The sequence below is a fragment of the Amycolatopsis pretoriensis genome, assembly GCF_900107925.1.
Lineage (GTDB): Bacteria > Actinomycetota > Actinomycetes > Mycobacteriales > Pseudonocardiaceae > Amycolatopsis > Amycolatopsis pretoriensis.
Genome location: NZ_FNUJ01000015.1, coordinates 104694 through 130692, shown reverse-complemented (window position 1 = coordinate 130692; position 25999 = coordinate 104694). Strand labels below are relative to the sequence as shown.

23 protein-coding genes are annotated in these 25999 nt (G+C 73.3%); 11 read left to right on the top strand and 12 right to left on the bottom strand.

Translation table 11 applies throughout. The features are described from left to right. Nucleotides 1-60 precede the first annotated feature (60 nt). Both BLV96_RS45200 and BLV96_RS45195 read left to right on the top strand, forming a co-directional pair. A complete protein-coding gene (locus BLV96_RS45200; protein WP_086670716.1) occupies nt 61-1158 on the top strand; it encodes a ferredoxin reductase in 1098 nt (365 codons plus the stop codon). Nucleotides 1159-1175: 17 nt separating this feature from the next. After that, the gene (locus BLV96_RS45195; protein ID WP_086670718.1) at nt 1176-2435 is read left to right on the top strand and encodes a fatty acid desaturase family protein; all 1260 of its coding nucleotides are present in this window, start codon (nt 1176-1178) and stop codon (nt 2433-2435) included. 2 nt (nt 2436-2437) lie between these two features. Here BLV96_RS45195 and BLV96_RS45190 read toward each other — a convergent pair whose 3' ends face one another. The 4 genes from BLV96_RS45190 to BLV96_RS45175 all read right to left on the bottom strand — a co-directional run bounded on the left by BLV96_RS45190 (nt 2438) and on the right by BLV96_RS45175 (nt 6068). Continuing rightward, the gene (locus tag BLV96_RS45190; RefSeq protein ID WP_086670720.1) at nt 2438-2830 is read right to left on the bottom strand and encodes an ATP-binding protein; all 393 of its coding nucleotides are present in this window, start codon (nt 2828-2830) and stop codon (nt 2438-2440) included. 88 nt (nt 2831-2918) lie between these two features. Beyond that, a complete protein-coding gene (locus BLV96_RS45185) occupies nt 2919-3383 on the bottom strand; it encodes a hypothetical protein (RefSeq protein ID WP_143051137.1) in 465 nt (154 codons plus the stop codon). Nucleotides 3384-3523: 140 nt separating this feature from the next. Further along, a complete protein-coding gene (locus tag BLV96_RS45180; RefSeq protein ID WP_208608506.1) occupies nt 3524-4984 on the bottom strand; it encodes a helix-turn-helix domain-containing protein in 1461 nt (486 codons plus the stop codon). A 106-nt stretch (nt 4985-5090) separates the two neighbouring features. After that, nucleotides 5091-6068, bottom strand: coding sequence for an Lrp/AsnC family transcriptional regulator (locus BLV96_RS45175; protein WP_086670724.1), 978 nt, complete (start codon nt 6066-6068; stop codon nt 5091-5093). A gap of 116 nt (nt 6069-6184) precedes the next feature. Between BLV96_RS45175 and BLV96_RS45170 the strand changes: the two genes are divergently transcribed. After that, complete coding sequence (locus tag BLV96_RS45170; RefSeq protein WP_158104049.1) at nt 6185-7021, top strand: NAD(P)H-binding protein; 837 nt, start codon at nt 6185-6187, stop codon at nt 7019-7021. Nucleotides 7022-7030: 9 nt separating this feature from the next. Here BLV96_RS45170 and BLV96_RS45165 read toward each other — a convergent pair whose 3' ends face one another. Beyond that, nucleotides 7031-7477, bottom strand: coding sequence for a DUF1707 SHOCT-like domain-containing protein (locus BLV96_RS45165; protein WP_086670729.1), 447 nt, complete (start codon nt 7475-7477; stop codon nt 7031-7033). 145 nt (nt 7478-7622) lie between these two features. Between BLV96_RS45165 and BLV96_RS45160 the strand changes: the two genes are divergently transcribed. Genes BLV96_RS45160 through BLV96_RS45145 form a run of 4 tightly spaced genes read left to right on the top strand, consistent with a single transcriptional unit; the run spans nt 7623 to nt 12392 of the window. Continuing rightward, nucleotides 7623-8318 (top strand): response regulator transcription factor, encoded by a 696-nt coding sequence (locus BLV96_RS45160; RefSeq protein ID WP_086670731.1) that lies wholly within the window; start codon nt 7623-7625, stop codon nt 8316-8318. After that, nucleotides 8315-9697, top strand: coding sequence for a HAMP domain-containing sensor histidine kinase (locus BLV96_RS45155; RefSeq protein ID WP_086670733.1), 1383 nt, complete (start codon nt 8315-8317; stop codon nt 9695-9697). Before BLV96_RS45160 ends, BLV96_RS45155 begins: the two co-directional genes overlap by 4 nt. A gap of 56 nt (nt 9698-9753) precedes the next feature. Next, nucleotides 9754-10419 (top strand): DUF998 domain-containing protein, encoded by a 666-nt coding sequence (locus tag BLV96_RS45150; protein ID WP_244180956.1) that lies wholly within the window; start codon nt 9754-9756, stop codon nt 10417-10419. Beyond that, complete coding sequence (locus BLV96_RS45145) at nt 10416-12392, top strand: glycosyltransferase family 4 protein (RefSeq protein WP_086670735.1); 1977 nt, start codon at nt 10416-10418, stop codon at nt 12390-12392. The genes BLV96_RS45150 and BLV96_RS45145 overlap by 4 nt, the downstream gene beginning before the upstream one ends. 117 nt (nt 12393-12509) lie before the next feature. On the opposite strand, the gene BLV96_RS45140 is transcribed toward BLV96_RS45145, so the two are convergent. After that, on the bottom strand, nt 12510-15494 hold the full coding sequence (locus BLV96_RS45140) for a 3-keto-alpha-glucoside-1,2-lyase-like domain-containing protein (protein ID WP_086670737.1): 2985 nt from the start codon (nt 15492-15494) through the stop codon (nt 12510-12512). Between the two features lie 457 nt (nt 15495-15951). Here BLV96_RS45140 and BLV96_RS45135 point away from each other — a divergent pair, with 457 nt between their 5' ends. Both BLV96_RS45135 and BLV96_RS45130 read left to right on the top strand, forming a co-directional pair. Next, the gene (locus BLV96_RS45135) at nt 15952-16374 is read left to right on the top strand and encodes an STAS domain-containing protein (RefSeq protein WP_086670739.1); all 423 of its coding nucleotides are present in this window, start codon (nt 15952-15954) and stop codon (nt 16372-16374) included. Nucleotides 16375-16628: 254 nt separating this feature from the next. Continuing rightward, nucleotides 16629-16904 carry an STAS domain-containing protein gene (locus BLV96_RS45130; protein WP_086670741.1) on the top strand — a complete coding sequence of 92 codons (276 nt, stop codon included), beginning with the start codon at nt 16629-16631 and terminating at the stop codon, nt 16902-16904. 141 nt (nt 16905-17045) lie between these two features. Here the strand turns inward: BLV96_RS45130 and BLV96_RS45125 are convergent, their stop codons facing one another. Genes BLV96_RS45125 through BLV96_RS45115 form a run of 3 tightly spaced genes read right to left on the bottom strand, consistent with a single transcriptional unit; the run spans nt 17046 to nt 19341 of the window. After that, nucleotides 17046-18248, bottom strand: a complete 1203-nt coding sequence (locus tag BLV96_RS45125) for an RNA polymerase sigma factor (RefSeq protein ID WP_086670744.1) — start codon at nt 18246-18248, stop codon at nt 17046-17048. Further along, nucleotides 18245-18598 (bottom strand): YciI family protein, encoded by a 354-nt coding sequence (locus BLV96_RS45120; RefSeq protein ID WP_244180960.1) that lies wholly within the window; start codon nt 18596-18598, stop codon nt 18245-18247. Before BLV96_RS45120 ends, BLV96_RS45125 begins: the two co-directional genes overlap by 4 nt. Before the next feature lie 23 nt (nt 18599-18621). Next, entirely contained in the window at nt 18622-19341 is a 720-nt protein-coding gene (locus BLV96_RS45115) for a dihydrofolate reductase family protein (RefSeq protein ID WP_086670748.1), read from the bottom strand. Between the two features lie 119 nt (nt 19342-19460). On the opposite strand from BLV96_RS45115, the gene BLV96_RS45110 reads away from it, so the two are divergent. Beyond that, nucleotides 19461-21707 carry a molybdopterin-dependent oxidoreductase gene (locus tag BLV96_RS45110; RefSeq protein WP_091390385.1) on the top strand — a complete coding sequence of 749 codons (2247 nt, stop codon included), beginning with the start codon at nt 19461-19463 and terminating at the stop codon, nt 21705-21707. Between the two features lie 81 nt (nt 21708-21788). On the opposite strand, the gene BLV96_RS45105 is transcribed toward BLV96_RS45110, so the two are convergent. The 3 genes from BLV96_RS45105 to BLV96_RS45095 all read right to left on the bottom strand — a co-directional run bounded on the left by BLV96_RS45105 (nt 21789) and on the right by BLV96_RS45095 (nt 24913). Next, a complete protein-coding gene (locus tag BLV96_RS45105; protein WP_086670714.1) occupies nt 21789-22742 on the bottom strand; it encodes a sucrase ferredoxin in 954 nt (317 codons plus the stop codon). A 112-nt stretch (nt 22743-22854) separates the two neighbouring features. Continuing rightward, nucleotides 22855-24042 (bottom strand): cupin domain-containing protein, encoded by a 1188-nt coding sequence (locus BLV96_RS45100; protein WP_086670712.1) that lies wholly within the window; start codon nt 24040-24042, stop codon nt 22855-22857. Between the two features lie 205 nt (nt 24043-24247). Continuing rightward, nucleotides 24248-24913, bottom strand: coding sequence for a TetR/AcrR family transcriptional regulator (locus tag BLV96_RS45095; RefSeq protein ID WP_086670710.1), 666 nt, complete (start codon nt 24911-24913; stop codon nt 24248-24250). A gap of 60 nt (nt 24914-24973) precedes the next feature. Between BLV96_RS45095 and BLV96_RS45090 the strand changes: the two genes are divergently transcribed. Then, nucleotides 24974-25951, top strand: coding sequence for an NAD(P)-dependent alcohol dehydrogenase (locus BLV96_RS45090; protein ID WP_086670709.1), 978 nt, complete (start codon nt 24974-24976; stop codon nt 25949-25951). The last annotated feature ends 48 nt before the right edge of the window (nt 25952-25999 follow it).

Sequence of the window (25999 nt, the reverse complement as noted above, 5' to 3'; positions counted from 1 at the left end):
CTCAATGGGCATGGTCACCTTCGAAGCCGGCCCCGCCTGCCGTCCGCGAGGTGGTGCGTGATGGCCGAAACCGGGATGCGCCCACCGGCCTCACCGCTGCGGCGCCGGGCCCTGCGCGCGCTGCGCTGGCTGTTCACACCGCTGCGGCCGGACGACTACCTCGACCTGATCAACCCGCTCTGGTCGACCCGCGAGCTGCGCGGACGCGTCGAGCGGGTCGAGCCCGAACGCGGCGGGGCGGCCACCGTGCTGATCCGCCCCGGCTACGACTGGGTCGGGCACCGGCCCGGGCAGTACGTGCGGCTGGGCGTCGTCATCGACGGCGTGCACCACTGGCGCGCGTACTCGCTGACGTCGAGCCCGGACCGCGCGGACGGGCTCATCTCGGTCACCCCCAAGGAGGTCGACGGCGGGGTCGTCTCGCCGTACCTGGTCGGGCTGGCCCGGCCCGGTGAGCTCGTCCGGCTCGGCGAGGTCGAAGGGTCGTTCACCCTGCCGGACTCCCTCGACCGCGGCCTGCTGTTCGTCACGGCGGGCAGCGGCATCACGCCGGTCATGAGCATGCTGCGGCACCTGGCTCCGGGTCCCGGGCTGCGCGATGTCGTGCACGTCCATTCGGCGCGGGAGGCCGACGGCGTCATCTTCGGCGACGAACTGGCCGAGCTCGAGGCAGCGCACGAAGGGTTCCGGCTCGAACTGCGCATCACCGGCCGCGACGGCCGGTTCACCCCGGCCGAGCTGGACACCCTGTGCCCGGACTGGCCGGATCGCGAGACCTACGCCTGCGGCCCCGGCGAACTGCTCGACGCGCTGCAGGCGCACTGGAAGGACCGCGGTGCCGTCGACCGGCTGCACCACGAACGGTTCCAGCCCATCGTCGGCGGCGAAGGCGCCGACGGGTCCGGCGGCACGGTGCACTTCGCCCACCGCAACCTCGACGCGGACTGCCCGCCCGGCACGCCGATCCTCGTCGCCGGCGAGGAAGCGGGCGTGGACATGCCCTTCGGCTGCCGGGTCGGGGTTTGCCACACGTGCGTGCTGCCGATCCGGGAAGGCCGGATCCGGGACCTGCGCACGAACGCCGTCACCGAGATGCACAACGAGATCGTGCGCACCTGCGTGCACGGCGCCGAAGGCCGGGTCACGGTCGAACTCTGAAGCGGAGAAAGGAAAACATGACCCCGACACACCCGTTCGCCCACCTGAGCGCGGATCAGCTCGCCGAACTCGCCCGCGAGTTCGACGCCATCCACGACGACGTGCGCGGCGACCTCGGCGAGCGCGACCGCCGGTACATCAAGGGCGTCATCCGGCTGCACCGGCAGATCGCGGTGGCCGGCCGCGCCCTGCTGCTCGGCTCCCGGTCCAAGGCGGCCTGGGCGGCGGGCACCGGCTGCCTGGCGGTCGCGAAGATCCTGGAGAACATGGAGATCGGGCACAACGTGCTGCACGGCCAGTGGGACTGGATGAACGACCCGTACATCCATTCGTCCACCTGGGACTGGGACACCGCCTCGACCGCGGCGGCGTGGAAGCACTCGCACAACTACATCCACCACACGTACACGAACATCCGCGGCAAGGACAAGGATCTCGGCTACGAGATCATGCGCATCGACCCGCACCAGAAGTGGCACCCGGCGTACCTCGCGCAGCCGCTGTACAACCTGCTGCTGATGGCCTTCTTCGAATGGGGCGTCGCGGTCCACGACCTCGACGTCGAAGCCATCCGCGCCGGCGAGAAGCCGCTGAAGGACGTGTGGCACGACATCAAGGGCATCTCGGGCAAGGCCCGCGACCAGATCCTCAAGGACTACGTCGGCTGGCCGCTGGTGAGCGCGCTCGCCGCGACCGCCGTGGGACGGCTCGTGCGCCCCGAACCCCGGTCACGGCGGCGGGTCCTGGCCGACCGCGTCCGCGGCAAGCGGTTCACGGGCGCGGTCCGGGCGCAGCTCGCGGCCGTCCGCGAGGAGGGCGGCGGCACGTTCGCGGCGACGTTCTGGGCCGACTTCACCGCGAACATCATCCGCAACCTGTGGGCGCACTCGATCATCTTCTGCGGTCACTTCCCCGACCAGACCTACACGTTCAGCCAGGAGGAGGTCCGCGACGAAACCCGCGGCGGCTGGTACGTCCGCCAGCTCGTCGGCGCGGCGAACATCACCGGCTCGCCGCTGTTCCACCTCATGAGCGGCAACCTCGGCTACCAGGTCGAACACCACCTGTTCCCGGACATGCCCAGCAGCCGCTACGCCGAGATCGCGCCGCGGGTCAAGGACATCTGCCGGCGCTACGGCCTGCCGTACAACACCGGCCCGTTGTCCCGCCAGCTCGGCACGGTGCACCGCACGATCCTGCGCCTGGCGTTCCCGGGCGGCCAGGCCCGCCCGAAGCCGGGCCCCTACCGCGGTGAAGAGCCCGCCCGCGCCGCCTGAGCTCAGACGGGAGTGACGATCTCGGCCCAGACGGTCTTGCCGGTGCTGCGCTGCCATTGGCCCCAGGTGACGCTCACCGCGGCGACGGCCCGCAGTCCCCCACCGCCGGACCGGCGCACGCACGCCGTGTCCAGGCAGCCGTCGTCGACTTCGACGCACAGCCACCCGGGCCGCCGCAGCAGCCGGACCTGCCGCGGCGGCTCGCCGTGGAGCAGGGCGTTCGTGACCAGCTCCTCGGCGACCCAGACCGCGACGCGCCGCCGGTCGTCCGGCAGGTCGGCCAGGAGGCGATCGGCCCAGGCGCGGACGGTCGCCACGTCGCCGAGATCGTCGGCGACCTCCAGCGCGACGACCCGGAGCTGGTCGTCCGACCGGGGTAGCTGGTGCGTCGTCATCGGCGCCTCGCCTTTCGTCACTGGCCACGGCAGGTGGTCCGTCGCTGGGGTACTACCCCGCCGTGGCCCGTCACGAACATGCGCCGCGCTAGAACCAGGCCGTGCACCGGATCGTGTCGGTGCCCCCGCCGGCCCGCCGGCCGCACGTGCGCATGAGGAAGTTGTGGTCGTCCCACGCGTACGTGTACTTCGACGACCCGGAGGTGATCTGGGTGGCGCCGAGCTGCTGGTGCGGATCGTTCGCGACCTGGCTCGCCGGCTTGCGGTCGACCCAGATCTGGTCGCCCACCACGCCGTTGGTGATCCGCCCCCAGGCGCACTCGCCCTTGGCCCAGTACCGGAGCTCGAGCTCGGTGTAGCTCGGATCGCCGCGCAGCCAGGTGGACCGCGGCGAGCTCATCTGGTCCGGCGGGAACCCGGCGGGGTCGTCGTTGTTGCAGTACGCCGGCGTCGCGGCCGCGGCCGGGCCGGTTTCCGCCACGGCCGGAGCCGCCCCCACGACCACCGTCACCAGCGCCGCACCGATCGACGCGCACATTCTCCCGTTCGGCATGATCTTCCCCCTTGTACGTCCGTCCCCCGGGCCGTCCCTCCGACGGCCGCTTGCGAAGGTAGCCAGCCACCGCGCGGCGCGGCGAGTCCCAGCCTGCACAGTGAGCGGCCGCAGCGGTTTCCGCGTGACCAGTGAGCGGTTCAGAGCGCGTCGAGCGCCCGCATGGCCAGCCACAGCTCGTGCCGGGCGCTGGGCGCGTGCAGCAGTGACCGCCCGAGCGCCCGTTCGATCCTGGCCAGCCGCTTGCGCGCGGCCGGCGCGGAGATGCCGAGGGCCGACGCCGTCGCGGGCAGCCGCGTGTCGGCGCGCAGCCAGGCCCGAACCGTCTCGATGCCTGCGGGGTCGAGGGGAAGCAGCTGCGACCGGGCCCAGACGACGGCGCCCGGGCTCGCCAGCAGGTCCTCGAGCGAGCCGGCTCCGGCGTCCGGGGAGGCGATACCGGCGGCGTGCAGGCGCAGGGCGAGCCAGGCGGCCGACTGGTCGGCGACCCGGGTCAGGTCCAGGCCGAGCAGGTCCTCGAGCACGCGCAGGCGCGCGGACAGCGTGTTGCGGTGGATCTTGAGGTGGTGGCGGGCGCCGCTGTCGAAGGTGAGCCAGGACGTCAACGTGGCCAGCAGTTCCTCGGCGCCGGGGTCGGCCCGCCGCGCCGGGACGTGGCTCAGGCACGGCGTCAGGAACTCCGCCGCCCAAGCGGGCCCGCGGCCGCCGAGGAACGGCGTGAGGTCGGTGCGCCGGTCGAAGCAGGCGTACCCGCCCGGCACGCCGCGGGCCACGGCCAGCGCGTGGAACGCCTGTTCGTAGCCGAGCGCGGTCTCGCGCAGCGGCACCTCCTGGCTCGCGCCGACCCGCGCTTCCGGCGCGCGTTCGGCGATCAGCAGGTCCAGCCGCGGGCGGCCACCGTGGGCCCGCTCCGGCGGGACGAGCGCGATCAGGTGGTGGGGCCGGACGGGGCACGGCACGATCCACGCCCGCCCGCGCGCGAAGCTTTCGATCTCGCCGGCGATCCGCAGCCGCCCGCCGCCCGGGCACTCCACGACGACCACGCGAGCCACGTCCGGCAGCCGCGGGCCCAGGGTCGCGGCGATCCGCCGCGCGGCGGCCAGGCTGCCGATCATGAGCAGGTGCAGCACGGCCTCGCGGCTGCGCGACATCGCCGACGCGACCCGGCGGCGCGTCCGGTCGGCCTCCGCCACCCGCCAGCACAGGCCCAGCAGACGGGCGGCGTCGGCGAGCAGGGCACCGGGCCGGCGCTCCGCCCGGTGCGCGACGACCAGGTACGGCACCCGGGCCGCGTCGTCGCCGGTCCCGAGGCGGACGACGTCGATGGTGTCCGGCTCGCCGCCGAGCACCGCCGAGGGCGTTCCGCGCCGGTGCATTTCGGCCGCCGCGGCCGCGGCGGCGGCCAGGACCGGCGGGTCCGGGGCGGGCCGGTTCGCGGGCACCGCCAGGGTTCTGCCGTCGACGTCGAGCAGTGCGGCCGTGCCGCCGGTGCGCGCCGCGAGCCAGCCGAGCATCGCCCCGACCGCGCCGGGTTCGGTGGACAGCCGGGTCAGCGCGACGATGTCGTCGGCTCGATCCGCGGAGCCGGTTGCCGCGGTCACCCGACCTGGCCCACCGTCGACCACCCCCTGGCGCGTGAAGCCCTACTTTACCGCACCGGCTCCCGGCCGGAAGGAGACCGCGCGCCACCGATCCGTCCACAGTGGACTACTCACCGGCGAGGAGGCGGCCGCCGGCGATGAGGGAGCCCGCCTGCTTCAGCGGCCGGACCCGGACGCTGACCTCGTAACCCTCGATCGCCCGGAGCTTCGCGACGCGCGTGGTCAGGTAGCGGTAGAGACCGTCGGAATCCCGGCAGATCACGACCGCCATCAGGTTGTCCGGACCGCTGACCGCCAGCGTCACGGCGACTTCGTCGTGGCGCGCGAGCTCTTCCCCGACCTCTTCGAGGTGTCGCGGGGCGACGCGGAGCCACACAGTGGCGTGCGAGTGGTAGCCGAGCCGTTCGGGCAGCAGGTCGACGTCGTAGTACAAGGTGCCGGACGACTCCAGCACCTCCAGCCGGCGCGCCACCCGGGTCTGGGTCCATCGGGTCTCCCGGGCCAGCTGCGCGTGGGTGGCGCGGCCGTCTTGGGCCAGCATCGCCAGCAGCGGCGCGTCTTCCTCGGCCGGCTCGACCGGCGGTCCGGCGACCGGCGGGAGCTCGTCGCGTAGGGCCTGCTCCTGAGTCGCGGTCAGGCGGCCCTCGTAGCCGGTCCAGTCCGCGGTGCCCGGCGGCCCGAACCGGTGCAGCAGCAGGTCGATGCGCACCCCGAGGACGGACACGGACTTCGGCAGCCGCTGCAGCAGCACGTCGTGGCCGGCGCCGGCCCGGACCAGGCACATCACCTCAGCGCCCCCGGAGGTGACGTGGGCGAACGAGACGTCGGGCCGCCGGGCGAGCGCGTCGGCGACGGTGTCGACGCGGTCGGGACGGCACCGGATCCGGGCGACCCACTCGTCGTGGCGCCGCGACGCCGGCGCGACCCGCCCGAGCACCCGCAGGACACCATCGCGGCGGAGGGCCTGGTAGCGGCGGGCCACGGTCTGCTCGGACACCCCGATCAGCTGCGCCACGCGCCGGAACGTGACCCGCGGCGAGCACTGCACCGCGTGGAGGACTTGCGTGTCGACGAGATCGAGCATGGCGGAATGGTGCCACTTCCCGCGTCTCGATGGCGGTGTGCCGCGGTTTCGCGCCAATCGATGGATGCGCGATGCCCGGGTTGCCCATGCTGGCTCCGGAAACGAAGGAGAACCGCGTGACGACACTCGTGATCGGCGCCCGTGGCAGTGTGGGCCGCCATGTTCTGGACCAGCTGAGCGGGGCGGGTGAGCCGGTCCGCGCTTCGGTCCGGAATCCGGCCTCGGCCGCGCTGCCGGCCGGCGTCCCGGTGGTCGCCGCCGACCTCGCGGCACCGGAGACGCTGCCGGCGGCGCTGGCCGGCGTGCGGCAGGTGTTCTTGTACGCCACCGCGTCCGGCACCGCGGCCTTCGCCGAAGCTGCGCGGACGGCCGGAGTCGAGCACGTGGTGCTGCTGTCCTCCGGCAGTGTGCTGCTGCCCTCGGCCCGCGGGAACGCGGTGGCGGAACACCACCGAGACGTCGAGCGGATCCTCGAGACGTCCGGGCTGCGGTGGACCCCGATCCGGCCGCTGGTGCTGGCCAACAACGCGTTGGGCTGGGCGTCCTCGATCCGGGACGCCGGCGTGGTCCGGCTGCCGCACCCGGAAGCGGCCACGGCGCCGATCCACGAGCGCGACATCGCGGCGGTCGCGGTGGCGGCCCTGCGCGACCCCGGTCGCGAAGGCGTCAGCGATCTGCTGACCGGCGGCGCGCTGATTTCCCAACGGCGTCAGGTCGACGTCCTCGCCGAAGCCACCGGCCAGCCCATCCGGGTCGAGGAGCTGACACCCGCCCAGGCCCAGGAGCACTTCGAGCGTTTCGGGCCGCCCGAGATCGCGAAGTCGATCGTCGAGTTCATCGCGGCGGCCGCGCGCGGCGAGTCGCCGAAAACCGATACGGCACAACGGGTTCTGGGCCGCGAGCCGCTGACGTTCGCGCAGTGGGCGGCCGAGCACGCCGGGGAGTTCGCGTGATCACCCACGTCAGCGGTGTTCGAGGGCTTCCGGTCCGTGACCTTCGAACCCGTCCGGTCCGAAGCCGTGCACCGCGCTCGCGACGATCGCCCCGGCGATCAGCAGTCCGATGAGGACGGTGATGATCAGCAGCACCCGGCGCCGGCCGGGTGTCGGCTCGGGTGCCCGGCCGCGCAGGACCGCGAACTCGGCGGCCAGCGCCGTTCCCGCCGCGGTCACGATCTGCCGCCACCCCACGGGAGTGCGCTGCTCGACGACCGGCAGGTCGGTGGTCAGCGCGGCCAGTTCGTGCCGGTAGCGCAGCTCCTCCAAGCGGCCCAGCCGCTCCTCGACCTCGGCCATCGTCAGCCGGCCTTCGCCGGCCGCCGCGTAGAGGGCGGCCCGGACCTGCTCACGTTCCGCATCCGAACAACGGATCCCTTCGGGCGCGGTCGTACCCGGCGCGTTCTCGCTCATGATTTCCTCTTCCGCTCGCGATCTGACCTCTTCCGAGGCTAACCGCGGAAAACCGCGGTAATCGTTAATCTTCGATGAGAGTTCGGCGGCCCGGCGCGAACCTCAACTACAGTCACGGTAAGTCATCGGGAGGAAAGGACACCGGGTGCACTTGGTGATCGTCGACGACGAGACGGCCGTGCAGGACTCGCTGTCGCGCACGCTGCGGTTCGAGGGCTACACCGTCTCCATCGCCGGCGACGGCGCCGCCGGGCTCGCCCTGATCCGCGACGAGAACCCCGACGGCGTGCTGCTCGACGTCACCATGCCGGTGCTCGGCGGCCTCGAGGTGTGCCGGGTGCTGCGCGCGGAAGGCAACACCGTGCCGGTCTTGATGCTGACCGCGCGGACCGCCGTCACCGACCGGGTGGCCGGCCTCGACGCGGGTGCCGACGACTACCTCGTGAAGCCGTTCGCCCTGCAGGAACTGCTGGCCCGGGTGCGCGCGCTGCTGCGCCGCACCGAGTACCACCTCCCGCCCGCACCCCAGGCTCCCGCGGCGCTGCGGTTCGCCGACGTCACCCTCGACCCGGCGACCCGGGAGGTCTTCCGCGGCGACCGGGCCCTGCACCTGACCCGCACCGAGTTCGCGATGCTCGAGACGTTCCTGCGTCATCCCCGGATCGTGCTCACCCGTTCGGTGATGTTCGAGAACGTCTGGGGTTACGACTTCGGGGCCGCGTCCAACGGGCTCGACGTCTACGTCAGCTACCTGCGCCGCAAGCTGGAGGCCGACGGCCGGCCCCGGCTGCTGCACACGGTGCGCGGCGTCGGCTACGTGCTGCGCGAGGAGCCGCTGTGAGGCGGCCCCGCTGGAAGACGCTGTCCCTGCGCGCCCGGCTCGGCGTCCTGGTGGCCACCGCGGTCGCGCTCGCCGTGGTGACGGTTTCGTCGATCTCCTGGGGCATCACGCGGGCCGACCTCTACGACCAGTTCGACGCCCGGCTGCAGTCCTACACCCAGCTCGCCGCGAAGGCCGCCACGCCGGAGGAGGCGCTCGCGACCCTCAGCTCCACCACCACCAAGCCGGGGCCCGACCGGTACAACGGCCTGACCGTCCAGTTCACCTCGGCGGCCGGCACGGTCACCGGCACCGCGGGCGCGATCCCGGAACTGCCGCGCCTGCCGGAAGAGCCGTTCTCCGTCAGCCGGGCGGACAACGTCCACCGCGTCGAGGGCGACCGGTTCCGCATGTGGACGGCCCCGCGCGCCGACGGGGGCACGGTCCAGGTCGCCCAGGACTCCGAAGACGTCGAGGACGCGCTGGGCCGGCTGGGTTTCTGGCTGCTCGTGGTGTCCGCCGCCGGGGTGCTCGGCGCGACGGTGGTCGGCCGGGCGATCGCCCGCTCGGCGCTCCAGCCGGTCGACGACCTCACCTCCGCCGCCGAAAACGTCGCTCGCACGCAAGAGCTGTCGGCGGCGATCGACGTCACCGCGTCGGGCGAGATCGGGCGGCTGGCGACGTCGTTCAACGCGATGCTCGGCGCGCTGAGCCGGTCCCGCGACGAGCAGCGGAGGCTGGTCGAGGACGCCGGACACGAGCTGCGAACACCGTTGACCAGCCTGCGCAACAACATCGAGCTGCTGATCCACGCCGACGCGAACCCCGAACGGCAGCTCTCGGCGGACGACCGGTCCCGGCTGCTGACCGACCTCGACACCCAGGCCGTCGAGCTGACCGCGCTGATCGGCGAGCTGGTCGACCTCTCCACCGGCGAACGGCCGAGCGAGGCCGAGGAGCGCTTGGCGCTGGCCGACGTCGTCACCGCGGCCGTCGAACGCACGCGGTCGCGGTGGCCGAACGTCACGTTCGAAGCCGAGCTGACCGAGGCCGACGTGCTCGCCCGGCCGGCCGCCCTCGAACGCGCGGTGCTGAACGTGCTCGACAACGCCGCCAAGTGGTCCCCGGCGGGCGGCCGGGTCCGGGTGACCATGTCGGCCGAGGGCGACTCGGTGCGCGTCCGGGTCGACGACGAGGGGCCGGGCATCCCGGAGGCGGATCTGCCGCACGTGTTCGAGCGGTTCTACCGGGCCGACGCCGCCCGGGCGCTCCCGGGTTCCGGACTCGGGCTGGCGATCGTCGAGCAGGTCGTCACCCAGCACGGCGGGCGGGCCACGGCCTCGCGGGCCGGCAGCGGCGGCGCCCGCTTCGACCTCGTCTTCCCGTCGGCCGCTTCTTAAGGAAACCCCGCGCGATCTTCATCGAACTCTCACGGACGGCCAGCACTGTCTGAAGGGTGACGACACGGACCGCGCTCGCACCGACGTTGACGCTGGTCATGGCCGCCGCCGCGCAGGCGATCATCGCGGGGCTGACGTTCGGGTTCGCCGCCGACGTGAGCCCCTGGCGCGACCCGGTCAGCGACTACGCCTGGCACCGCGGCGGCCGGCCGCTGTTCACGGTGGCCATCCTCCTGCTGCTCGCCGCGGCGGCGGCGCTGGCGATCGCCGCGCGGCGGGCGGCCCTGCCCAGCGGCCCGCTGGTGAGCACGCTGTTCCTGTTCTGGACGGCCGGGATCGTGGTGGTGCTGGTCTTCCGGAGCAACGTCAGCGCGGCGGAACCCACGGTGTCCGGCGGGATCCACCGCGCGGGCGGGGCGGTGCTGTTCGCGAGCTTGCCGTTGGCGGCGTGGAGGTTGAGCACGCGATTGCGAGCCGAAGCCCGATGGGCGGCAGCGGCCCCGACCATCCGGCGCGGCGCGCTGGCGGGAGTCGTGACGGCGGCGGCGTTCGGGACGGCGCAGGTGATCCCGTGGCTCCCGGCGGGCCTGCTCGAACGCGCGGCGCTTTTGGCGGAGTTTTTGATCGTGGCAACGATGGCACTGGCGTTGCGGCGCGCGGCGGGTGCGGCGCAGGCACCGCTCGAACCCGCGGCGGCTGACGCCGGGCGGGCTGTCCGATGACCGCCCTCGCCATCGTCTGCGCCCTCGTTGCCGCCGCGCTGTTCGCGGTGGCCGCGGTTCGGCAGCACTCCGAAGTCACCGATCTCGCCGTCGACGGCGCCCCCGGCCTGCGCACCCTCGCCCGGCTGTTGCGCTCCCCGGGCTGGTGGGCCGGCACCGGGCTCGCGGTCGGCGGCAGCCTCCTGCACGTCGTCGCGCTTGCGCTGGCTCCGCTTCCGGTGGTCCAGCCGCTCGGCGTGTTCAGCCTGGTCCTGACCGTCCTTTTCGGACGGAATGCCCGCCGGGTCGTCACTGCCGTCGTGCTCGTCGTGGCGGGCGTGGCCGGGTTCGTCGCCCTCGCCGCCTCGGCCACCCCCGCCGCCGCCATCAGCGCGGGGACGGCCGAACTCGTTGCGGTGGCCGGGTTCGCCGTCGCGGGGCTCGCCTGGTTCGCCCGGGCCGGGTGCGCCGCGCTCGCCGCCGCCGCGGCCGTCCTCTTCGGACTCGGCTCGTCGGTCGTGCACGCCGCCGCGTCCCAGGCGCCGACGACCGCGATCCTCCTCGGCGGCCAGGCGCTGCTGCTGCTCGGCGCCGGCGGCGTCATCCTGCACCGCGCGTACGCCGCCGGGCCGGCCGCCGTCGTCGTCGGCACCACGACCGTGCTCGATCCCCTCACCGCCGTCGCCGTCGCCGCCCTGGCTTTCGGCGAGGTTCCCCGGCCCGCGGCCGCTCTCGCCGCGGTCGTCGCTCTCGCCGGTGTGCGCGTGCTCGCCGGTGCCGTCCCGCACGTCCCATCGAAAACCGAGGAGAAACCCGTGCACCCGACCGGCCTTCGCGTCCTGATCGGCGCCGACACGTTCCCGCCCGACATCAACGGCGCCGCGTTCTTCGCCGCACGCCTGGCCCGCGGGCTCGCCGAGCGCGGCCACGACGTCCACGTCGTCTGCCCCTCCGACGACGGCCCGGCCCGCACCGAAGAGCGCGACGGCTACACGATCCACCGGCTCCGCGCGCACGCCATCCCGTTCCACCGCGACTACCGCTTCTGCACCCCCGGCGGCGCCCGCCCGGCCGTCGGCGAGCTCCTGGACCGGATCCGCCCGGACGTCGTGCACGTCCAAGCCCACTTCGGCGTCGGCCGCGCCCTGCTCGAAACCGCCGCCGCGCGCGATGTCCCCGGCATGGCCACCAACCACTTCATGCCGGACAACCTCCTCGGCTACACGCCGTTCCCGCGGCGCGTCAAGAACGCGCTCGCCCGCTGGGCCTGGCGAGACCTCAAGCGCGTCTACCGCGACGCCCGCATCGTCACCACGCCCACCCCGCGCGCGGCCGAAGTCCTGGCCGGCATCGGCCTCGACCGGCCGGTCCAGGTCGTGTCGTGCGGCATCGACCTCACCCACTACGCGGCCCCGCCCCGCCCCGCCGACCGGCCGATGTCGGTCCTGTTCGTCGGCCGCCTCGACGCGGAGAAGAACATCGACCAGCTGCTGCGCGCCCTCGCCCCGCTGCCGCACGTCCGCGCGGACCTCGTCGGCGACGGCACCCGCCGCCACGAACTCCAGGAACTCACCGCCGACCTGGGTATCGGCGACCGGGTGACCTTCCACGGCTTCGTCCCCGACGCCGACCTCGTGCACCGCTACGCCGCGGCCGACGTGTTCTGCATGCCGGGCACGGCCGAGCTGCAGAGCCTCGCCACGATGGAGGCGATGGCCGCGGGCCTCCCGGTCGTCGCGGCCGACGCGCTCGCCCTGCCGCACCTGGTCCACCACGGCGAAAACGGCTACCTGTTCGCACCGGGATCGATCACGACGATCTCCCGGTGGATCGCCGACCTCGCCGCCGACCCGGCCGTCCGCGCCCGCATGGGCGAGGCGTCCCGGGCGATCGTCGCCCGGCACGACATCGACGGTGCGCTGGCGGCTTTCGAGACGCAGTACCGGATCCTGACCGGGCTGCCCGCGGCCGCGGCCGTGAACCGGGCGGCGTGACCGAAGGGAGCGACAAACTCTTCCGGCGCCGCGTCCCGGCCCATCGGGGCGGGGCAGCGGCACTGATCGCCGGCTGAGGACGGACGGGCGCGGATCCGCGCCCGCCCGTCCGTGCGGTCAGCCGATCGGTTCGATCCAGACGTTGCGGAACCGCGGGTTCGCCCCGGCGTCACCGTGGTCCTGCAGCCGGATCGCGCCGAGACCGGGGCCTTCCGGATCGCCGCCCCCGGTCGAGCCGGTGATGGCGACGTCGTCGTGGACGGTCACGCCGTTCCAGACGACGGTCACCCGGGCGTTGTCGGTCTTGGTCCCGGCGCTGTCGAACCGCGCCGCCCGGAACGTGATGTCGTAGTTCTGCCACGTCAACGGCGCGGTCGCGGCGTTGACGTCCGGCGCTTTCTGCGAGTAGATCGCGCCGGCCTCGTCGTTGGCGAGGCTGGTGTCGCCGTAGGAGTCGAGCACCTGCAGCTCGTACCGGTCCTGCAGGTACACGCCGCTGTTGCCGCGGGCCTGCCCGGTCACCTCCGGCGGGTAGTTCGGCTCGTACCACTCGACGTGCAGCTTGAAGTCGCCGAACTTCTGCCGGGTCCGGATGTCCCCGCCGAGTGCCTCCATCGAGCCGCCGGCGACCGGCCACGGCGCCGCACCGCCGGAGCGCAGCTCCCAGCCGTCCAAAGTGGACCCGGTGAACAACGGGACGCGGGTGGCCGCGGTGACGGTGATGTTGTCGAGGTTGACGTTGCCGGCGTCACCGCTGTCGAACCGGTAGGAAATCGCATTCGCGCCCGCGTTCAACGGCAGCGCTTCCGGTTGCCGAGCCCAGCTGTCCCACGTGGTCGTACTGGCCAGCCGGGTCTGCCGGACCTTGGTGCCGTTGACGTAGACGCTCACGGACTTCGTGCCGGCGCTGGGGTTCGGGCCGTTCGAATACCGGAGGCCGACGTTGTAGGTCCCCGCCGTGGGCACGTTCACCGCGAACGTCGTCGCGGCGCCGGAGTTCCAGTACCCGTCGACGAACCCGGTGGCTTCGTAACCCGGGTGGTCGGTGTTGACGCCCGCGCCACCGGTCAAGCTCGCCCGCTCGGCTTCGTACGTCACACTGGCCGGCGGCCCGTCGACCAGCGAATTGAGGGTGTACCACGCTTCCGTGCTCCACAACGCCGTGCCGGATTCGGCCGCGAACGGCCGCGGCGACCGGACGTGCACGACCCGGCCGGCTTGCAGCCCCGCGATCCGCAGCGTGACCTTCTTGCGGTCGGCGGAAACCGTCGCTCCGGTCACGCCGAGCGTCTGTTCGTCGACCTTCGGGCCGCCGTACGCGGCGGTCGGCGCGTACCGCCACTGCGAGACCTGGTACTTCGACACCAAGTCCTGCGCGGTCGTGGCGGACACCGGCTGCGTGTATTCGAGTTCGAAGCCGCCGGCCACGGCTCGCATGGCGAGGATGTCGAAGGCGTTCGTGCCGTTGGGAGTCAGCTTCTGCAGGCCGTAGGCGAGCTTCCCCGGCTGTCCCCAGTTGCCGCCGCCGTCGATGCCGCCGGTGTAGAGGGCGCCGTCCGGGCCGAGGCTGATCCGGCTCACGCCGGACTCGAGGCCCTGGGTCATCCGGAACACCGCGCCCTGGTACTCGCCGTTGACCTTCTCCAGGTAGACCCGCTGCAGGCCGCCGTAGGTCACGTCGCCGTAGACGAGCTGGCCGGCGAAGGTGCCCTGCGTCAGCTGGACCGGGTTGCTGGGCGAGTTGGCGATTTCGTTGTGCGGCAGCCACACCACCGGCGCGGTCACCGGCTGCGCGTCGAACGGGCCGGCGGGGTTCGTGTAGTGGTTGAAGAACCGGTTCTGCTGGACGCGCACCAGTTTGTTCGCGGGCAGCCAGCCGCCCTGGTTGTCGGTGACGAAGATGTCGCCTTCGGGCCCCCAGCCGATGCCGTGCGGGGTGCGCAGGCCACCGGCGATCGTCGAGACGGCGCCGGTGTTCTTGTCGACCTTGATGGTGACACCACGCCCCGGCGCGGGCTGCGGGCTGGTGGTCGCGCCGCCGAGGTCGATCGCCACCGACAGGTTGACGTAGAAGAAGCCGTCCTTGTACAGCAGGCCGAACGCGAACTCGTGGAAGTTGCCGCCGAACGGCCAGGTCGCGACCGTCCGGTAGACGTCGGTCACGCCGTCGCCGTTGGTGTCGTTCAGTTCGACGAGCCGCGTCTTTTCCGACACGTACAGCTTTCCGTCGACGTACTTGACGCCCATCGGCTCCTTCAGGCCGCTCGCGATCCGCTGAATCCGCACCTTCGAGGGGTCCGTGGTGCCGGTGGCGCCGCTGACCAGCTGGACTTCGCCGGCGGTGGTGTTCGAGCCGCCCCAGGTCGCGACGGCGAGCCGGCCGTCGGGCAGCCAGTCCATGCCGGTCACCTGCGGCTGGAAGCCGTCCGGGCGCAGGTCGGTCAGCGTGAAGCCGGGGTGGACGCCGGTCAGCGGCAGGCCGTCGCCGGGCGAGTCGGCGGTGCCTTCGCACTCCTTCTTCCCCGGTGACGTCACCCGGACGACCCCGGCGTCGGTGCTGAGCACGGAGTTCGGCACGACCGTGAAGGCCGCCGAGCCGGGTGGCTGCCATTCGAGCAGGATCTGCTGCTCGCCGGCGTTGTCGAAGTGCTCGATCCGCAGCGCGTGGTAGCCGGTGCCCAGCTGGACCGAGCCGGTCACCGCGGCCGAACCGTGCAACCCGTCGTTGGTGATCACCGTCTGCCCGTCGATGCGCAGGCGGGAACCGTCGTCACTGGTCAGCCGGAACTGGTGGGTGCCGGCGGTCGCGATGGTGATGTTGGCGGTCACCTCGGAGACGAAGAAATCGCCGACGCCGAAGTCGGCGGTGCTGCTCCAATTGATCGTCGGCATCAGCTTGTCGACGTTGGGGGTCAACCCCGGCTTGATGGTGCACAGCTTGTTCAGCTCGGTCTGCATGTCGAACACCCGAAGGGTCACCCCGGGCTCCTGAGGCGGCACGGCGGCGTGCGCGGGCACGGCGACGACGGTCGACAGGGCTGTGACCAGTACTGTCACGGCCAAGAGGGCGCGGCGGCATTGTGCGCGGACGGCAAGAAGCATCTTCGCTCCTCGAGGGGAGAGCCAGGGTCTCTACCTGACGCCCGGCGAGCGTAGGGAGAACTTTTGCACTTCGTCAACGAAAGTATGTCCTGTTTGAGCGAAATTACGCCGTCCAGACGCGCAAGTACCGTCAAGACAATGCCCGTCAGTGGTCCGGTGCGCGGCGCGGCAAGAGCCGGTTCGACGACTTTCGAAATTGGCCGTTCGGTGGCCTGTCCGGATTTCTGCCACGGGACAGAAATGATTGTTCCGTTCCACCCCTAACTCGATGAGTTGATTAAACCAGCGCGGTTTGTGCTGCGGTCTTCCCGATCGCTACGGTCGAGGCGCTGCGGTTGAAACCGACAGCCGCGGCATCGAACCCCCAGACCGCATCGCGCGAACCGGCGGGGCGAAGCAGAGCCGCGCGGCCATTCCGGCTGCCCTGGTTTTCCTCGTTTCGGCCAGGAGACCCTTCATGGACACCAGCAGCAACCACGTCACCGTCACGAAGCGGCTCACGGTGGCCGTCACCGTGACGGCCACCGGGCACGCGGTGGTGACCGTGGCCGGAGAACTGGACGCCGCCACGACGGCCCGGTTCGCCGACTGCCTCGGCGGAACGCTCCACCCCTCGTGCGGAGCGGTCGTCGTCGACCTCTCGGGGGTCACGTTCTGCGCGGCCGCCGGGCTGCGGGCGCTGCTGAACTTCACCGGCGAAGCCCGCGTCCGCGGCGTCCCGGTCGCGGTCGTCGCGGACCACACCGCCGTGACCCGGCCGGTGCAGGTCCTCCAGCTGACGCAGGCGTTGTCCCTGCACGAGCGGCTGCCGGACGCGCTGGCGTGGCTGGCCGTCCCGCCCTGCCCGGCGGGAAGCGGCCCGCACCGGCCGGCTTCCTGATCACTTCGCGCGTCTTCAGCTACCCGAACGCCCGGCCCGCCGGCTCCCACCGACCCGGCGCGGCTTCCGCGGACTCCGGGAGGGACGATCGTGGCCGACGGCGACGTGCACACCTACTGCGAAAACCGGCCCCGACATGCTGACGGCCGGTTGAGACCAGCAGCCACCACCGAACTCCGGTCACCCGCCGCGGGCGGCCGCAGCGCGGGGAGGCTCGCCGATCCGGCTTGCCGCGTCGACGAGGAGGCCAACCCATGACTCGGACCGTCGCTCCCACCACCTCCGCCACCGTCGCGGTCACCGGCGATCTCGACCTCGCCGAAGTCGCGTTCTGCTCCTCCGGCGGCCTGTCGGTCCTGCTCGACGCCATCACCGAGGCCCACGCCCGCGGCATCCCCTGCGCCGTCATCGCCACCCAGCGCGCGGTGGTCCGCCCGATCCGGCTGCTGCACCTCGACCGCGTGCTGCCGCTGCACAGCGACCGCGCCGACGCCGAAGCGTGGCTGTCCCTGGTCGCGCGCCTGCGCTGACCGCGAGGCGACACGCCCGCCGCCCAGGAGGCCCCACGCAAGTCGACCCGGCCGCGCGGACGCCACGGTCGAACCGTCGGGGCGGTTCGGCGGCCCGCGGATTACCCCTGGCGGACGCCCTGGCCGCCGCCTGACATCCCGTCAGCCCAGGCGCGCCGCGCGGGTCAGCAGGTGGCGCCGCTCGGGTTCGCTCGTCGTGCGCCGGGCCGCCTCGCGGTAACCGGCACGCGCCGCTTCGCGGTCGCCCGCCATTTCCTGCAGGTGGGCCCGCACCGACACCAGGTGGTGGGAGGCGGAGAGGCGCTCGTCGGCCGAGAGCGCCGCCAGCACGGCCAGCCCGGCCGCCGGCCCGTGCACCTCGGCCACCGCCACCGCCCGGTTGAGCGTCACCGTCGGGTTGGGGGCCACGCGCTCCAAAACCGTGTACAGCGCCAGGATCTGCGGCCAGTCGGTGCCGCCGGCGGTGGCCGCCTCGTCGTGGACGGCGGCGATGGCGGCCTGGAGCTGGTACGGGCCGACCGGGCCACGCGGCAGCGCGCCGGTCACCAGAGCCACGCCCTCGGTGATCGCGTCGGCGTCCCACCGCGTCCGGTCCTGCTCGCTCAACGGCACCAGCGAGCCGTCCGGGGCCGTGCGCGCCGCGCGGCGGGCGTCGGTCAGGAGCAGCAGGGCCAGCAGCCCCGCCACCTCACCGTCGGCGGGGACCAGCCGGTGCAGCTCACGGGCCAGCCGGATGGCCTCCGCCGTCAGCTCGGCCCGCACCAGCCGCGCCCCCGCCGTGGCGGTGTAGCCCTCGTTGAACACGAGGTAGATCACCTGCAGCACGACGCCGAGCCGGTCCGCCCGCTCGGCCGGCGGCGGCAGCTCGAACTGGGCCCCGGCCACCTTGATGCGGTGCTTGGCCCGGCTGATGCGCTGCGCCATGGTCGCCTCGGGCACCAGGAAGGCCCGCGCGATCTCTGCGGTCGACAGGCCGCCGACGGCCCGCAGGGTCAGCGCGACCTGCGAAGACGCCGTCAGCGCCGGGTGGCAGCAGAGGAACAGCAGCGTCAGGGTGTCGTCGCCGGCTTCGACGTCGCCGGCGGGCGGGGTGCGGAGGGCGTCCGCCTCCTCCCGCCGGCGACGGGCGGCGTCGCTGCGCACCTGGTCGGCCAGGCGCCGCGACGCCACCGTCACCAGCCACGCCCGGGGGCTTTCGGGCCACCCCCGCACCGGCCACTGGGCCGCCGCCTCCGCCAGCGCCTCCTGGACGGCGTCCTCGCAGGCGTCGAAGAGGCCGTAGCGGCGCACCAGCACGCCGAGCACCTCCGGGACCAGCCGCCGGACGGCCTGCCAGCCGGTCACGGCGCGACGTCGGCCTCGTCCATCAGCGGCCGGACCTCGACGCCCCAGTACCGCGCCGACGGCGCCCGGGCCGCGATCTCCAGGGCCCGCTCCAGGCTGTCGCAGTCGACGATCGAGAAGCTGCCGAGGAACTCCTTGGCCTCGGCGTACGGGCCGTCGGTGATCACCGGGGTCCCGCCGGTGACCCGGACCATCTTGGTGTTCACCTCGTCGGCGACGCCGTAGGCGCCGATCAGCTCGCCGGACTCGTGGAGCTCCTGGTTGAGGGCGTCGGTCTCGCGGATGAGCTCGGCGAGGTTCTCCGCGCCGATCGAGGTGAAGGCTTCCTCGTTGCCGTAGATCAGCAGCATGTACTTCACGGGTCGTTCCTCTCTCACTGCCCGGCCGACGCGACCAGGTCGCCACTGGCGCCGCGGTCGTCCAGCACCAGCTTCGACCGCCCGTTGACGGTATAGCGGATGTGGGTGACCCCGGGCGTCTCGACGACCCGAACGGGGGTCAGCTCGACACCTTCGCCGGCGCCGAGGCCGAGGTCCGGGCCGAACAGGCGCTGGCCGTCACCCAGCAGCACCGGTGCGATGTGCAGCTCGAGCTGGTCGAGCAGCCCGGCGGCCAGGACCTGACGCAGGAGCTCCCCGCCGCCGGCCACGGCGACGTCCTTGCCGCCGGCCGCGGCCCGGGCCAGCTCGACGGCCCGTTCGACGCCCTCGGTGACGAAGGTGAAGGACGTACCGCCCGCGCGTTCGAGCACCTCCCGCGGGCGGTGGGTGACGACGAACACCGGAGCCTGGAACGGCGGCTCGTCGCCCCAGGGAACCTCCCCGGCGTCGAACATGCGCCGGCCCATGACGTAGGCGCCGGCCGCGGCGAACGTCTCCGCGACGATCTCCGAGTCGACCGACTGCTCGCCGCCGGCGAAGCCCTGCCGCTCGCGCCAGGCCATGGCGTCGACGGCCCAGCGGGTGACCCGGAAGAACCCGGGCGCTTCGGGGCCCCGCATCCAGCCGCTCATGTCCTGGTGGTCGTGGGTGTCCCGGGGTCCGGTGTAGCAGCCGTCGAGGGACACCGACATCTGCGCGGTCACCTTGGTCATGGTTCGTGCTCCACTCGTGGTGGCGGCCCCTTCCGGCCGCCGGTGTCCCCCAGTCGGAGCCGGCCGTCCGTTCTCGACACGCACGGCCGGAAAAACTTCGGGGAAGTTACCGTCGGGGGATGAAGCCGACCACTTCGCACTGGGGCGCCTTCTCCGCCGAGGTCGACGCCGAAGGCCGGTTGCGCGTCGAGCCGCACCCGGCCGACCCGGCACCGTCACCCCTGCTGGGCAACCTCGGCGCCGCGCTGGACCACCCGACCCGGGTGGCCCGGCCGGCCGTTCGCCGCGGCTGGCTCGAGAACGGCCCCGGCCCGGACGACCGCCGCGGCCGCGACGAGTTCGTCGAGGTGCCCTGGGACGACGTGCTCGACCGGCTGGCCGCCGAACTGGACCGCGTCCGGACCGGGCACGGCAACCAGGCCATCTTCGGCGGCTCGTACGGCTGGGCCAGCGCCGGCCGGTTCCACCACGCCCAGAGCCAGCTGCACCGGTTCCTGAACACGATCGGCGGCTTCACGGCGTCGCGCAACTCCTACAGCAACGGGACGTCGTCGGTGCTGCTGCCGCACGTCGTCGGCGACACGCACGCGGTGCTGCGGCAGGCGTCGACGTGGCCGACGATCGCCGAGCACACCGAGCTGATCGTCGCGTTCGGCGGGGTGCCGGAGAAGAACGTGTTCGTGACGCCCGGCGGGGTCACGGTCCACGGGACGCCCGGGCACCTCACGCGGTTCGGCGGCCGCGTCGCGCTGATCAGCCCGTTGCGCGACGACGTGCCGTCCACTGTGGACGCCCGGTGGTACCCGATCCGGCCCGCCACCGACACGGCGTTGATGCTCGCGCTGGCCCACACCCTGGTTGCGGAAGGGCTGCACGATCGCGGCTTCCTGGACCGCTACTGCGTCGGCTACCCGGAGTTCGAACGCTCCCTGCTCGACAAGGACCCGGAGTGGGCGGCCGGGATCACCGGCATCCCGGCCGCCGACATCGTCGCACTGGCCCGTGAGATGGCCGCGCACCGCACCCTGGTCACGGTGACGTGGTCGTTGCAGCGCACCGAGTTCGGCGAACAACCCGTGTGGGCGGGCATCGCGCTGGCCGCCATGCTGGGCCAGATCGGGCTACCGGGCGGCGGGTTCGGCCACGGCTACGGGTCGATGGGCGACGTCGGCGACACCGGGCCCGAGTTGCGGATCCCGCACCTGCCCCAAGGCGTCAACCCGGTCGGCGAGTTCATCCCGGTCGCCCGGATCGCGGATCTGCTGCTGCACCCCGGCGAAAGCTACGACTACGACGGCGAGGTCCGCCGCTACCCCGACACGCGACTCGTGTACTGGGCGGGTGGCAACCCGTTCCACCACCACCAGGACCTCAACCGCCTGCGCCGCGCGTTCACCCGGCCGGACACGGTGGTCGTCCACGAACCCCACTGGACGGCCACCGCGCGGCACGCCGACATCGTCCTGCCCGCGACCACCGCGTTGGAACGCGAGGACCTCGGTTCCGGCCGCCGGGACACGCACGTCGTCGCGATGCACCGGATCGCCTCTCCCGCGGGCGAAGCACGCGACGACTACGCGATCTTCGCGGCGCTGGCCGCCCGGCTCGGCGTTTCCGGCGCGTTCACCGAAGGCCGGTCCGCACGGCAGTGGCTGGAACACCTCTACCGCGGCTGGCGCTCGGAACCGGCGTTCGACGAGTTCTGGGCCGCGGGCGGGCTGCGGCTCCCGCCCGGCCGCGAGCACCACACGTTGTTCGCGGACTTCCGCGCGGACCCGGACGCCCACCCGCTGAAGACACCCAGCGGCCGCATCGAGATCACGTCGGCGACCGTCGCCGGCTTCGGCTACCCGGACTGCCCCGGTCACCCGGTCTGGCTTGCGCCGACCGAAACCGGGCCGCTGCGGCTGATCGCGAACCAGCCGCACACGCGCCTGCACAGCCAGCTCGACGCCGGCGACACGAGCCGCGCGGGCAAGGTGGCCGGCCGCGAGCGGATCCGGCTCAACCCGGCCGACGCGGCGGCCCGCGGCATCACGACCGGTGACGTGGTCCGGGTGTTCAACAACCGCGGCGCCTGCCTGGCGGGCGCGGTCCTCGACGACGCCCTGCGGCCCGGCGTCGCCCAGCTCCCGACCGGCGCGTGGTTCGACCCGGTCGAGGACCACGCAGGCGGACCGTTGTGCGCGCACGGCAACCCGAACGTCCTGACCGCCGACATCCCGTCGTCCCGGTTGTCCCAGGGCTGCGCGGGCCAGCACGCGGCCGTGGACGTCGAACGCTTCGACGGTCCTCTGCCGGAAGTACGGGCTTTGCGTTCGCCGATCCCGCCTCAGGTGGACCGGCCGGCCACAGTCCCGCGGTGAAGCCGAGCGGCCCGATCACCGCTTCGGGACCGATCCCGGCTTTCGCGCCACACCACCGGCTCCGCGCCCCGCCGAAATCGATCAGGCGCGCGGCACCTCGCGCACCGACTCCGCCTCGAACCGCGACAGCACCACGCGCTCGGAGCACCGGCTGTGACCCGACGCGGTTCCCGGCCGCCGGCGCACGACGACCTCGTAGCGGCGGCCGCCCGCGTTCACCAGCACCCGCCGGTCGTCGGCGTCGGTCTCCTCCTCGACCGCCAGCACCGCGTCGATGCCGCGCAGGCCCGTGCGGCCGCGGATCTCGATCTCGGCGAACTGGGCCCACGGGCTCGGCGCGGACGTCCGTCCGCGCAGGTGCTCCAGGCGGACGTTGCCGCCGAGCGCCTCCTTCGCCACGAGCTCGGCCTCCGTCACCGCGAGGCTGCCGTGGAGGAAGCCGTCCGGCACCGTCAGGAGGTTGCCGGCCCAGCGGTCGCCGCCGACGTGGCTGACCTCCCACACCTGGCCGGGGTGGTTCTGCGCCAGGCCGGTCACCAGTGGGCGGCCGAAGACCGCGCAGCACATGTCCTTGCTGCCGTGGGTGCAGACGAGGAAGAGCGGGCCGTTCACCGGCTCGCCGTGCCCGCGGCGCCCGGCGGCCACGGCTTCGAGGTCCAGCCGGGCCAGCTCGCCGAGGTCGGCGACGTCGAGGCGTTCGAGCCAGCGGTGCCCGGGCCGGCCGCTGGCGACGTAGACCGCGCGCGGTGCACCGGGGACGCGGGCGTGGCGGCCCGGCTTGCGGATCAGCAGCGGGCGCAGGCCGGCGTCGCGCGCGGCGTCCAGTGTCCCCGCCGGGAAGGCTTCGGCCATGACGTCTTCGAGGGCGTCCGGCGACCAGGACCCGGGGTGCTCGACGAGCAGCCACGACGTCATGCGGGCGGCGGTCCCGGCGGGGTCGCCGCCGAGGTCCCGGGTCAGCGCGGCGCACCCGGGCGCCGCGTCCGGTCCCGAGGAGCAGAGGGGCGCCTGAGCCAGGGAGCTCGACTTAGGCATGCCTAAGCGTACCCGAAACTCCGCCCGTCAATCGCCCCGATGTGACCGGCTCGCCGTGCACCGCCACCCGATCGGGCAGCACACGGCGGCAAACCGGGCATTCCGGGTGAACTCAGGCGCGGGCGACGAGCCCCTGGGTGACCAGCTCGCCCAGCAGTGCGCGCACCGTCGCCCGATCGACGCCCGGTGCGGCGTCGGCCAGCACCTTGAACGGCTGCGGGAGACCGCCGAGCAGCGCGGCCAGGACCGGCCGCGCGGGCGCCGCGAAGACCAGGCGTTTCCCGGCCGCGACCAGGGCGACCGTGCCGTCGGTGTCGGTCAGCGCGGCCCGCGGGGCGAGCAGCCGGACTTCGAAGTCGTCGTCCGCGGGCAGCAGCGCCGCCGTCGCCGCCCACGGCAGCCCGACGCGGGTCTGCGCGGGCGCCTGGGCGTCGCGATCGGCGAGGAACCGGTCGACGACGTCCCCGGCGACGAGCTCGGCCAGCCGGTGCCGCAGCGCCTCGGCCCGCTCCGCCCGGGCCGCCGGGCCGGCGAACCGGGGCAGGTCCTCGCGGAACACCTCGTCGGCGCGCAGCTGGTCGGCCAGCCACGCCACGAGGTCGACGCCGGTGGCGGCGTTGAACCCGATGGTCAGGTGCAGCGACTCCTCGCCGACGGCGGACACGTCGTGCCAGTGCCCGCGCGGCAGGTAGAGGACGTCGCCGTCTTCCAGCAGGAAGTCCTCGTGCGGCTCGCCCTCGGGACGCTCCGGCAGCTCGACGTCCCGCTGCAGCGGCGAGCGCCGGGTGACGCCGTGCAGGCGCCAGCGCTTGCGGCCGGAGAGCTGGATGATGAACGCGTCGTGGTCGTCCCAGTGCACGTCGAAGCCGTGCGTGGTGCCCCAGCCCGCGTACAGGTTGACCTGGATCCGCTCGCGCAGGTCGTGTTCGAGCCGCGCGGCCAGCTCGCCGACGCCGTCGACGAGCTCGTTGACGGAATCGACCACGAGCGTCGCGCCGGCACGCAGGTGCTCGGCGAAGGGCGCCGACAGCACGCGCGGCACCAGGCCGTTGCGCCGGGTGGACACCATCTCGGTGTAGGTGTGGGCAGGCACGACGTCGCCGTCGAGCGCGAGGCGCAGCCGGGGGAACTCGAGGCGGTGCTGCCGCAGCACCCGGTCCAGCTCCGGCCACGGGAGCAGGCCGGCGAACCGGCCCCGCTCCCCCGGGAAGCGCCGTGGCGCCTTCCCCAGGACGTCGGCGAAGAACTGGCCGGCCTCGAGCGGAGCCACGAGGCCGGCCAGTCCGGGGATCTCCGTCACGGACGGCTAGTCGTTGCCGTCGTTGTCGGCCACGGCACCGTTGGCCTTGCCCCGGTCCACGGCGGTGGTCAGCGGCTCGACGCTGATCAGCAGGCCACTGGTGGTCACTTCGTTCTCGGTTGTCTGTCCCTGACCCATCCGGAACCTCGCAAACGTCGACGACTGGGCTTCCCACGCTACGTGAGAGCGCGGGGCCGGGCATCGGTCATTTGAGTTGTTCTTCGTCCGGCGGCGGGAAGCCACCCAGTGCCAACGTGGACGGTGCCGGCAGCGGCTCGCTCGCCGCCTCGGCGCGGAAGGCCTGCAGCAGGTACGCGACCAGCCGCCGGGACGCCGCGCCGTCCGCCGGCAACGCCGTCACGAGCCCGCCGTGCGCGAGGAAGACCACCGCCAGGTCGGACGGGCGGAAGTCGGCCCGCAGCGCCCCCGCCGCCTGGGCCCGGCGGACCAGCGTCGCCAGCTCGCGGTCGGCGGTGCCGCGCAACCGCACGTGGGCCGCCGCGTCGTCCGGGAAGGCCGCGAGGAACGCCTCCGGGAACCCCCGCTCCTCGCGCTGCAGCTCGCAGACCGCCTCGATCAGCCGCCGGAACCCACGCCACGGATCGGGGTCGGCGAGCGCGTCGGCGAACACCCGCGTGCAGGTGGCCATCTGCTGCGCGAACGCCGCGCGCACGAGCGCGTCGCGGTTCGGGAACCGCCGGTACAGCGTCGCCACCCCGACGCGGGCGCGCCGGGCCACGGTCGCCATCGGCGCGTCGATCCCGCGCTCGGCGAAGACCTCGCGCGCGGCGACCAGGATGCGTTCCTGGTTGCGCCGCGCGTCGGCCCGCAGGTCGTCGCGGGCCGGTATCCGAGAAGGTGCCCCGGGCATTGTCTCTCACCTCGACCGAACCGGATGATCTCGTCCACTTGCGAGCCTACGCTCGCCGTCATGACCGACCGCACGATGAAAGCAGTGCTCTTCGACCGCTACGGCGACCCGGACGTCCTCTACGTCGGCCGGGTGCCGCGCCCCGAGCCGGCACCGGGCGAAGTCCTGGTGCGGGTGCGCGCCTTCAGCGTCAACGGCGGCGAACTCGCCGCCCGCGCCGGGAAGATCCGCCTCCTCACCGGCCGGAAGTTCCCGAAGCGCGTCGGCCTCGACTTCACCGGTGAGGTGGCGGCGCTCGGCACCGGGACGACGGCGTTCGCGATCGGCGACCGCGTCTGGGGCGTGCTGGGGCGCACGTCCGGTTTCGGCAGCGCCGCCGAGTACGTGACGGTGCCGGCCGACCGGATCGGCCGGGTTCCCGAAGGCCTGGACCTGGTGGACGCCGCGGCCCTGCCGGTCGCCACCACGGCGGTGACCGCGTTGCGGGACAAGGTGGCGCTGCGCCCCGGCGAGCGGCTGCTCGTCCGGGGTGCGGCGGGCGGGGTCGGCAACGCCGCCGTCCAGCTCGGACACGCGTACGGCGCCGAAGTCACGGCCTTGGCCCGCGCCGCCAACCTCGATTTCGTCCGCGGGCTCGGCGCCACGACGGCGCTGGACCACGGGACCGTCCGGCTCCCGGAGCTGGGCCGGTTCGACGTCGTGCTGGACACGGCGGGCACCGGCCTCCCGGACTTCCGGCGGTTGCTGGCCCCGGGCGGCCGTATGGTCACGATCGCCTTCGACCTCACCCGGCCGGTCGGCTCGCTGGGCTACCTCGCGGTGAGTGTCCGCCACGGACGCGGCCGCGTCCGCGCGTTCAGCGGCAACCCCAAGCGGACGGACTTCGACGACCTGGCCCGGCACGTGACCGAAGGGAAACTCGCCCCGGCGGTCGACCGGGTGTTCCCCCTGGCGGAGACGGCCGCCGCGCACCGCGCCCTGGAGGCCGGTGGCGTGCGGGGCAAGTACGTCGTCCGGGTCGACCAGGCCCCGGGGTGACGGGACCCACGCCAAAACGCTTGCGGGCCCCGCACTCCGGCGGGCTAA

What these genes read in the sequence shown, in the direction of transcription:
- BLV96_RS45190 (WP_086670720.1), bottom strand. Translation starts at nt 2,830, where the DNA reads ATGACGACGCACCAGCTACCCCGGTCGGACGACCAGCTCCGGGTCGTC.
- BLV96_RS45115 (WP_086670748.1), bottom strand. Translation starts at nt 19,341, where the DNA reads ATGACCAAGGTGACCGCGCAGATGTCGGTGTCCCTCGACGGCTGCTAC.
- BLV96_RS45165 (WP_086670729.1), bottom strand. Translation starts at nt 7,477, where the DNA reads ATGAGCGAGAACGCGCCGGGTACGACCGCGCCCGAAGGGATCCGTTGT.
- BLV96_RS45200 (WP_086670716.1), top strand. Translation starts at nt 61, where the DNA reads ATGGCCGAAACCGGGATGCGCCCACCGGCCTCACCGCTGCGGCGCCGG.
- BLV96_RS45105 (WP_086670714.1), bottom strand. Translation starts at nt 22,742, where the DNA reads ATGCCTAAGTCGAGCTCCCTGGCTCAGGCGCCCCTCTGCTCCTCGGGA.
- BLV96_RS45145 (WP_086670735.1), top strand. Translation starts at nt 10,416, where the DNA reads ATGACCGCCCTCGCCATCGTCTGCGCCCTCGTTGCCGCCGCGCTGTTC.
- BLV96_RS45175 (WP_086670724.1), bottom strand. Translation starts at nt 6,068, where the DNA reads ATGCTCGATCTCGTCGACACGCAAGTCCTCCACGCGGTGCAGTGCTCG.
- BLV96_RS45120 (WP_244180960.1), bottom strand. Translation starts at nt 18,598, where the DNA reads ATGCTGCTGATCTACGGCAACGAGGAAGCCTTCACCTCGATCGGCGCG.
- BLV96_RS45185 (WP_143051137.1), bottom strand. Translation starts at nt 3,383, where the DNA reads ATGCCGAACGGGAGAATGTGCGCGTCGATCGGTGCGGCGCTGGTGACG.
- BLV96_RS45135 (WP_086670739.1), top strand. Translation starts at nt 15,952, where the DNA reads ATGGACACCAGCAGCAACCACGTCACCGTCACGAAGCGGCTCACGGTG.
- BLV96_RS45095 (WP_086670710.1), bottom strand. Translation starts at nt 24,913, where the DNA reads ATGCCCGGGGCACCTTCTCGGATACCGGCCCGCGACGACCTGCGGGCC.
- BLV96_RS45195 (WP_086670718.1), top strand. Translation starts at nt 1,176, where the DNA reads ATGACCCCGACACACCCGTTCGCCCACCTGAGCGCGGATCAGCTCGCC.
- BLV96_RS45140 (WP_086670737.1), bottom strand. Translation starts at nt 15,494, where the DNA reads ATGCTTCTTGCCGTCCGCGCACAATGCCGCCGCGCCCTCTTGGCCGTG.
- BLV96_RS45090 (WP_086670709.1), top strand. Translation starts at nt 24,974, where the DNA reads ATGACCGACCGCACGATGAAAGCAGTGCTCTTCGACCGCTACGGCGAC.
- BLV96_RS45110 (WP_091390385.1), top strand. Translation starts at nt 19,461, where the DNA reads ATGAAGCCGACCACTTCGCACTGGGGCGCCTTCTCCGCCGAGGTCGAC.
- BLV96_RS45130 (WP_086670741.1), top strand. Translation starts at nt 16,629, where the DNA reads ATGACTCGGACCGTCGCTCCCACCACCTCCGCCACCGTCGCGGTCACC.